Here is a 7,116-nt window from a genome sequence, read left to right as displayed (position 1 = left end):
CTTCGTAGCTCGACTCAGGAGAGCGAAGAAGGAAGCCCATGATCAGCGATCAAGACACAGCCTGCTAAACGGAAATGAGTTTTGCGAAGCGCTACAACGCATAACCAGCAGCAAAAAATCAAGCTGTCATGGAATCTGGTATCCTTTAGGTCCTTCGGAAAGGACACGACCCCTTCGTTGACCGCTTCATGCGTAAGCCCTGTGGACGGCCCCAATCCAAACGCCCCACCTGCTTTTACCGTGTCGTCTAAAGCCCCGCATGCAGCAAAGCACTGCTGGAAGCAGCAGTATAAGCGCCTTCAGCAACTGCCTCTTAGCGGCTCCCCGGCACCATGCCGCCGTATCTGGCATTGCCTTCCCAAGACCGCGGGCGGTTCCATGGAAGACTGCTGTACTCGCTGCTATCCGGTCCGACCACCTTCTTGCGTTTCGGTTCATCCGAGCTGCAGGAGGAAAGAGAGCATGCGGCGGTACTAATCAATAGCAGAAGGCTGAGCAGTCGTGTCTTCATGAGGTTCTACCTATGCACTCGACGAATCAATTCTGCACCAAGTTTTCGAGGATGACCCGATCTCCTGGCATGATGACCTGCCCGTTGACGACTGCATCCGGCACGATGGCCGCCATCGAGTTCTTGCCATCGACGGACATGATGCTGATTTTGCCGACGGTTTGCGCACCGCGGGTGACAATCAATTTGGTCTGCTCAGTGAGACCGGCGCTTACGCCCGCATCAATAATCACAAAACCCCAGTCATAGTTCACCGCGATAACTCGGGAACTCAGGCTGTTGCGCTCGAAGTTCTTACGGCGGTCTTCGATTTTGTGCATCACTTCATCCACACGCTTTTGGATGCCCGCGACCTTGTCTTCTTCAGCAGCCACTTCTTTCTTCTTGAGTTCAGCCTGTGCCTCAAAGTCGAGCTTTTCCTTCTTCAGCTTTTGCATACTCTCGACCATCGTCTCTGGCTTCATGCCCTGCGGGAGATTTATAAGGAGGTCTTCCAGTTCCTTTTTCTTCTTTTCCTTCACCGCAAGCTCTTCCTGGGTGCGCGTGATTTCTCCCTGGGTTTGGGCGAGTTTGTTTTTCTGTGCCTTGAGCTTCTCTGCCTCGACATCCAGATCCCCCTGCACGCGGGCGATCTCGGCCGCCAGCTTGGGCACTTCACCCGTGACTGGACGAAGAAGTTTCTCCTGAGCCTGCTTTTCGCTCGTGATATTGGCGTTAACGCCCGCAATTTTGGTGCGCACTTCGGCAAACTCACGCCCGTTTTGATGGGCGAAGAAACTGGCTACGAGAATCACCACTGCGCTAAGGATGAAAAGAACTTTGGTCATGGGAAGGAGAGTCGGGGAAAAAAATCAGACGAGGAACTGCTGGCAGCGATCATTTGGCGGGAGGTGCTGTTCCAAACGGATCAGCGGTACTCGGCGGTGTGGCTCCTCCTGCAGGAGGGGCGGCTCCAAATGGATCAGCACCCATGGCGGGGGGCGCAGCCGGGGCAGGGGCGGCAGGCGCTCCAAATGGATCTGCGCCCATGGCGGGTGCTGGTGCCGCAGGCGCACCGAAAGGATCTGTGCCCATCCCTGCAGCAGCGGGAGGTGTGGCGGCGTCCCCAGGGGCTGTGGGTGCAGGAGCGGCTGTGCCCTCCGGTGTTTTGGCTGCGGCTGTCTTGGCGCTCTGCTCGGCGGCGGCGACCACAAGATCACCTGCCCGAATGCTCTGACCTTCAGCAAGGCTGCCTTTGACCAGATCGGCAACGGCGGAATTCTGCTCCACATCACGGACCTTCAGCTTGGCAACAACGTCCTTGCCGCGTTTCACTTCGAGATCTGCATTGGCGAAAACACCACCACCGTTGCCTTTATTAAGCACCACAAAGCCCCAGTCTGTGTAGGAATGCGAGACCTTGGCGGTGAAATCATCATCCACAATGCCGCGCCGACCACGGGCTTCTCTTTCCTCAGCCTCTTTGGCAGCATTCGTGAGGATGGTGATTCGTTCCGTCGCGGCAGCCAGATGCTGAATCTGGTTGGTCAGTGCAGACTCTGCTTCGGTGCGTTGCTTTGTAATGTCATCAATCTGAGTCAGCAGCGACTTGATGTCACCAGCCTCGTCGATTTGCTTTTGGTTCTGTGTCACCACTTTGGTGGTCTGCTCCAGATTAGTCTTCACAACCGCCAATTCCTGGTCTGCAGTCTGAGCCTTGAGCGCAAACTCTGCCACGGAAGCCTTGGTCGTTTCAAGCTCCTGATTCGCCATGTCACGCTGCGTCTCACGGCTCTTTTTCGCCTCTTCTGCTTTGGCGATGTGGGCCTTCATTTCGACCAGATTGTCGTTGGCAAACCCCTCGCGTTTACGCTCCTCAACGAGAAGCTTTTGGTTCGACCATGCAAAAAAACAGGCGACGCCGAGACAGACGGCAGAGAGAGCAGATAAGATTTTCCAGACCATACGAATGCGAATTTGAGAAATTAAGGACCTTTTTTTACCGGAAACGCAGGCTTTCGACAACACCAATCTTTACGCATTTTTCCTTTCGACCGGAATCCTGCTTGTGTCTGACGCAGCCAGCGGCTAAATCAGCGGCGTCAGGGGCCGCGGATGCTCAGCTTGCGAACCCCGCCAGGTCCTGACGGAAGCAACGGCAGCCTGTCTGTCCATGTCGCGGTTCCCTGGCACCTTTATTACTTGTCGTGGTCATTGTTCAGCAATGCCCGTCAAATCCGTCCGAATTCGCTGAGCCATCGCTTCGATCTCAGCCTGGGACACCCCATCCCCCCGCCAAGCCAGGGTCACCGTAATCTGTCCGGCGTAGTCTGAGACAAAGATGCCTAGCCCCGGCGGCGCACAGACGCTTGGAATGGTGAAGACATTTTGTACCGCTGCCCCGGCAAATTCCGTGCGGCCCGGCAAAAATGCGCCTGTATGGGAATGAAACAGACTGCAAATCTGCCCCATGTTCGTCCAGCGCACCATTGGGATGAACGTACTCAGCGGGAAATGCGCCGCCAGTTTCGTCAGCGCCTCGGAAGCCTGCGGCATCCCTTCCTTCATCGCTTCACGGTATTTTTCCAGCAGATGAGCGACCGTTTGCTCCAGAGTGCTGAGTTCCCCCGCATCAAGAAACAGCGGCATGGCCCCCATGTGGTTGCCGAAAATCAGCTCCCGGCTCCGTCCTCGCAGTTGCATCGGCAGATGCAGGTGGATCTCTGGGCTGCTCCATTCACGCCGTTCATGCAGCAGCCGCAAAGCGCGTGCGGCGACGGCCGCATAAAACGGCATCTGCATAAAATCACCACACAGCGCGCGCAGGCGCGCCACGGCCTTCCCAGATTCTTCGTGGGAAAGCTCGATCAGCCGATACTCAGGCCGTCCGCCGATCGGCATCCCCTTCATCCATGCGGAGAGGCATCCCGCCGTCGTCATCGCCTGCAGTCTGTTCATCAGCGGTCGGGCTCTCTTGTACAATTGGGCCGGCGTTTCGCTTGGCGGCGCTGTCAGCAGTGGCGGCCCCGAGGCACAGCCCCCCGCAGCCAATTTCTCCAGCAGCAGATTGATCCCCGTCCCATCCAGCAGTGCATGCCGCCAGCTCAGCAGAATCACGTGCCCGCCGTCAGCACCCCACGGAAAAACCTCCATCCATAAAGGCGTGCTCAGCTCACCGGTACTGCTTCTCCCCTGCAATCTTTCTTGAATGACCGCCGCATCCGGTGGCAGCGGTTGCGCAGCATGCCAGCAGATCGGCGGCGCCGCGATCGGCCCCGCTGTCTCCCACACCCACCGCCAGCCACGCCATTGCCGCTTCAGCCGCGCGCCCAGCATCGGGTGCATCGCATGAATCTGTTTCCAGCCCTGCGTCAAAATCTGCGCGTCCGGCCTCCCCTCCAGCCTCAGCACGGTCACACCCCAGTGCGTTCCCTGCCCGCTCCGGCGCATGAAGGCCTCAAGTCCCCCGAGGAAAAAATCGACCGTGGTGGCGGGCTGGATCGACATCACGCGGCCTGGCGGCGTTTTTCTTCCAAAAATCCGGCCAGCGCAATCGCCGTGGCAAAACGTTCCCGCGTCATCTCCACCGGATTGATCGTCAGCCGGAAGCGTTCCTCGATCAGCAGCAGCAGTTGCATCATCGCCATGGAATCCAGCCCCATGGAAAAAAGGTCCGTGTCAGGTGTGAGCGGTTCCTGCGGTTCAAGAATATGTTCGGCGGTGAGCAGTTCGATCACGGCGGCGGGGCTGATGGGCACTTCAGGCATTCCATCAGAGAGAGCCTGCATCATGCGACACGTCAAGAATCCCCTGCATGCGTATTTGCCTACAGGAGAAGGTTGCACAATGCCATCCCTCCGCCACGGTGCGCGCCCCTATGAATAAGCTGGACGAAATCATCGCCCACAAGCACACCGAACTGCAACGCCTGCTGCCACGCGCTGAAAAGCTCCGTGCCGCCGCAGCCCTGCGCAATGACGTACGCTCCTTTTACGATGCCCTGCGGAATGACCCCACGCGCCTCAGCATCATCGCCGAAGTCAAACGCGCCTCACCCTCCGTCGGCACCATTGCCACTGACTTTGATCCCCTGACCATCGCCCGTGGCTACGAAAAAGCCGGTGCCAGCGCCATCTCCGTGCTCACCGACGAAAAATACTTCCAGGGCCGCCTGGAATATCTCACTTTGATCCGCGAGCAGCTCGACATTCCCTGCCTCCGCAAAGACTTCATCATTCACGAAGCCCAGATCTTCGAAGCCGTCGTCGCCGGGGCAGACGCCATCCTCCTCATCGTCGCCGCGCTGGACCAGCCCACCCTGGAGCACCTCCTCGAAGTCGCCCACACCTTCCAGCTGGATGCCCTCGTCGAAGTTCACAACCTCCCCGAACTCGAACGCGCCCTCGCCACCGACGCCCGCATCATCGGCGTGAACAACCGCAATCTGAAGTCCTTCACCGTCGATCTCGCCACCACCGAGCTGCTCGCCGAGGAAATCCCCGACGACATCGTTCTCGTCTCCGAAAGCGGCATCAAAACCCCCGCCGACGCCCTCCGCCTCGCCGAAGCCGGTGCCGACTCCCTCCTCATTGGCGAAACCCTCATGCGCAGCCAAAACATCCTCGCCGACCTCCCCCAGTTTCGCGCCTCCACCGAAAAGTAGCCATCTCGCTCCGTGAGATGAGCCCAGCGCGTTCGCATTCGCGCAACACTTTCAAGTTTCCTACCCTTTTGCCAGCTGCGCCGCCAGTTCCGCGATCAAACTCGTCAGCGTCGTCAGTTCCAGGCCCACCTCCTGCTTCGGCAGCACCAGCAGCAGCTCCGTCGTCGGCACCGGCGCGGCCAGCGGCACAAACACGCATCCCCCATGCGGCATCTTGCTGGCATGGCGGGGAATCAGCGCGACTCCCCCCATCGTTGTCACCGTTCCCAGCATCATGGGGAGTGAGTCCACTTCACTCACGATCTGCGGGTCAAATCCTGCCCGCTGGCAAATCGCGCGCAGAAACTCCCGGCGGCCGGGGAAGGAGGCGTCCGAAAGAGAGACCCAGCGCTCATTTTTCAGCGCGGCCAGTTTGATCACCTTCTTCTTCGCCAGCTCATGATCCTCCGGCAGCAAGGCCGCCATTTGATGCCGTGAGAGCGTGCGCGTGGTGAAGAAAGCACGATCACCGTCAGAGATGTTGCCCAGGATCGCCGCGTCCAGTTCGTGATTCCGCAGCCGGTCAAGCTGCGCACGCGGCGGCAGTTCAAACAAGCTCACCTGCGCCTTCGGGTGCCGCTGCCGGAACTCACGCACCGCAGGCACCACCAAGTCATCTAGAAACGGTGCCATGAACCCCAGTCTCAGCGTGCGCCGTGCCTTGCCAAACTGCTCGCGCAGCTGCTGCGCACCCGTTTCCGCATCACAAACAATCTGCCTCGCCTTCGGCAGAAAAAAACGGCCTGCCTCAGTCAGATAGATGCGCTTTCGAATGCGATCAAACAGCGCAACCCCCAGCTCCGCCTCCAGCACGCCAATCTGCCGGCTCAGCGCCGGTTGCGTCACATGCAGGCGCTTGGCCGCAGACGAAATGCTCAAATCCTCGGCGGCGGCGATGAAGTAACGAAGCTGGTGAAATTCCACACCAGATCAGACCACAGACCCGCAGTCTGCGCAAATCGTGTGCGCACCAGCAAGGCGGTCGCGTTATTAAACGTAGGTGGCTTGCTCGCATCTTATGGATACACCGCTCTTTCGCCCCTCAATGGACCGCCGGACCTTTCTCACGGCCTCGACGCTGGGACTGGCGTCTCTCGGCTTCAAGGGCGGTGCGTTTGCGACAACCGGGTCCGGTGTGCCCGCGCCCACTCTGGCAAAGCCCGCGAAATCCACCGTGCTCTTCTTCCTCTGCGGCGGTGCCTCCCACATCGACATGTGGGACATGAAGCCGGACGCGCCGCTGGAGTACCGCGGTGAGTTCAAGCCCATCCGCACCACCGGAGATGACATCGTTTTGTGCGAGCACCTGCCGCTCTTGGCCAAGCAGGCGCATCATTTTGCCATGATCCATGGGGTCACGGACAGCGGTCTGGCTACTGGCGACCACCACGCAGGCTACTATTACAACCTCACCGGCCACGCCCCCGACATCACCTTCAAGCAGCAGGGAAACGACCGCCGCCCCTATCCCGAAGACTGGCCTTACATGGGCAGCGTGGTTTCGATGAAGCGTCCGCAGCACCCCTCCCTGCCTTCGCTCATCACCCTCCCGCACAAGCCCAGCAAGCTGCCCTTCACCCGCCCCGGCCAGTTTGCCGGACGCATCGGCATGGAGCACGATCCTTTTTTCCTGAACGGACGTTTCGACACCCCGCTGAAGTTTGCCGCACCTACCATCTCCATGTCCGGCGGCGTGAACGCGCAGCGCATGCTGGACCGCAAGTCGCTGCTCGCCGCGCTCAATGGCGCACGGCGTGAGCTGGATCATGAGATGGCGGTTCAAAACTACGTCAAGCAGCAGGAGCGCGCCTTTGACCTGCTTTCATCCAGCAGCACCACGAATGCGTTCGATATCGAGTCCGAGCCTCTGGCGCTGCGCGAACGCTACGGCCAGGACATCAACGGCACCAGCCTCCTCATGGCG

The 7,116-nt window shown here is 59.3% G+C and carries 7 protein-coding genes and 1 other RNA gene; 3 read left to right on the top strand and 5 right to left on the bottom strand.

Annotation, left to right across the window (positions count from 1 at the left end):
• Window positions 1-537: 537 nt before the first annotated feature.
• Both PSV43_RS02560 and PSV43_RS02555 read right to left on the bottom strand, forming a co-directional pair.
• Window positions 538-1,338: a hypothetical protein gene (locus PSV43_RS02560; RefSeq protein WP_300193462.1), complete on the bottom strand. Its 801-nt coding sequence runs from the start codon at window positions 1,336-1,338 to the stop codon at window positions 538-540.
• Between the two features lie 49 nt (window positions 1,339-1,387).
• Complete coding sequence (locus PSV43_RS02555) at window positions 1,388-2,455, bottom strand: hypothetical protein (protein WP_300193460.1); 1,068 nt, start codon at window positions 2,453-2,455, stop codon at window positions 1,388-1,390.
• Between the two features lie 135 nt (window positions 2,456-2,590).
• Here PSV43_RS02555 and ffs point away from each other — a divergent pair.
• Window positions 2,591-2,685, top strand: an RNA gene (gene ffs / locus PSV43_RS02550) — signal recognition particle sRNA small type.
• A gap of 16 nt (window positions 2,686-2,701) precedes the next feature.
• Here the strand turns inward: ffs and PSV43_RS02545 are convergent.
• On the bottom strand, window positions 2,702-3,997 hold the full coding sequence (locus PSV43_RS02545) for a hypothetical protein (RefSeq protein ID WP_300193459.1): 1,296 nt from the start codon (window positions 3,995-3,997) through the stop codon (window positions 2,702-2,704).
• On the bottom strand, window positions 3,997-4,227 hold the full coding sequence (locus PSV43_RS02540) for an acyl carrier protein (protein ID WP_300193456.1): 231 nt from the start codon (window positions 4,225-4,227) through the stop codon (window positions 3,997-3,999). Before PSV43_RS02540 ends, PSV43_RS02545 begins: the two co-directional genes overlap by 1 nt.
• Before the next feature lie 140 nt (window positions 4,228-4,367).
• Between PSV43_RS02540 and trpC the strand changes: the two genes are divergently transcribed.
• Entirely contained in the window at window positions 4,368-5,153 is a 786-nt protein-coding gene (gene trpC, locus PSV43_RS02535) for an indole-3-glycerol phosphate synthase TrpC (protein WP_300193453.1), read from the top strand.
• A gap of 60 nt (window positions 5,154-5,213) precedes the next feature.
• Here trpC and PSV43_RS02530 read toward each other — a convergent pair whose 3' ends face one another.
• The gene (locus tag PSV43_RS02530) at window positions 5,214-6,116 is read right to left on the bottom strand and encodes a LysR substrate-binding domain-containing protein (protein WP_300193449.1); all 903 of its coding nucleotides are present in this window, start codon (window positions 6,114-6,116) and stop codon (window positions 5,214-5,216) included.
• A gap of 121 nt (window positions 6,117-6,237) precedes the next feature.
• On the opposite strand from PSV43_RS02530, the gene PSV43_RS02525 reads away from it, so the two are divergent.
• Window positions 6,238-7,116 (top strand): DUF1501 domain-containing protein (locus tag PSV43_RS02525; protein ID WP_300193446.1); only part of this gene is annotated, 879 nt, incomplete at its 3' end.

Origin of the sequence: Prosthecobacter sp. (assembly GCF_029946185.1) — a bacterium.
Classification (GTDB): domain Bacteria; phylum Verrucomicrobiota; class Verrucomicrobiia; order Verrucomicrobiales; family Verrucomicrobiaceae; genus Prosthecobacter.
Note: the sequence above shows the minus strand (reverse complement) of the source record. Positions and strands in the feature narration are given on the sequence as shown.